Genomic DNA, 1,154 nt, shown 5'->3' on the forward strand with positions numbered 1-1,154 from the left:
ACGAATCAACCCTGTTTCCATGTGTGGGATCCGTCTGGGACGTATTACGAATATGGTTGTACTACCGACTCCTTGCAGTATAGTACCGATACGAGCGGCACACGCACCAATTATCGCTGGGATCTCGACCTCGTGACGCCCGCCAATGAGGGACCGGGCACCTCGACGCGCTATACCGCCGTCTCCTACTTGCAAGATAAGAGTGGCACCACCATTCGCGATGCCGTGGTCAAACAGATTACCTACGGGACGGGCACCAGCGGCACCGCTCTCTCGGGCACCGTCGATTTTCTTTACAAGGGCGTGACCGCCTTCTCTCAAAATGGCATTGCCTTTGTGACCGCCTATGGAACGGTCACAGGGTGTCCTTCCAGTCCCTTGCGCTGTGATGATCCCGTCGATTACACCAATGGGGCCAACGCTCCGACCGTGATGAGTACGTACAGCTTGCAGACGATCAACACGTATGTCGGTGGTGATACCTACAATCCTCCTGAACCCGACTATAGCTACAGCCTTGCCAATAGTGAGGGAAGCTATCATCAGTGTGTTGATGCTCGTACGGGGGCCTCGGCGTGGTGTGCAGGAGAGCATGTGCTCAATAGCATCACCCCGACCGTCTATCAGAGTCGGGTGGGGCATCAACTTCCAGCCGTGACGTTTACCTATACAGGGAGAAGCAACACCTATATCGATACCACCCAGACGGTCTCGTATGGAAAATATGGCAATAATAATTACTGGGACTATCTAACGGCCTATCATGATCATAGCAGTGGGACTGGGGAGACGATCAGCTATCAAACGGGATATAACAACACGCATGGGACTCCCAATACAGGCAGTGACAACCGCTACGATCCGACCTATTGTGATACCTACAGTTGTACCGGCAACTTCGCCAACTATGGGGACAAATCCTGGACGGTGCAGATCGTGCATACGATCACCACGCTGGGTACCGATAGCAGTTCGAGCAGCCTCGCGCCAGCAACGACAACCTATGCCTACCAGATGTCGGACTGGGGGGGAACGTGTCCTGCTGATAGTACGGGCCTGACCAACTGTACGGGCTACACCTGGTATCCCCAAGGCGAAGGAGACTGGCAGGACTACTATCATGGGGAATTCCATGGCTTCTCCTGGGTCTATAT

1 protein-coding gene is annotated in these 1,154 nt (G+C 54.1%); it reads left to right on the plus strand.

Going from position 1 to position 1,154, the window contains the following annotated elements:
• Positions 1–72: 72 nt before the first annotated feature.
• A partial coding sequence (locus AC0CYZ_RS13970; protein WP_472216281.1) for a hypothetical protein occupies positions 73–1,154 on the plus strand: 1,082 nt, incomplete at its 3' end.

The sequence above is a fragment of the Actinomycetospora sp. genome (assembly GCF_055612215.1).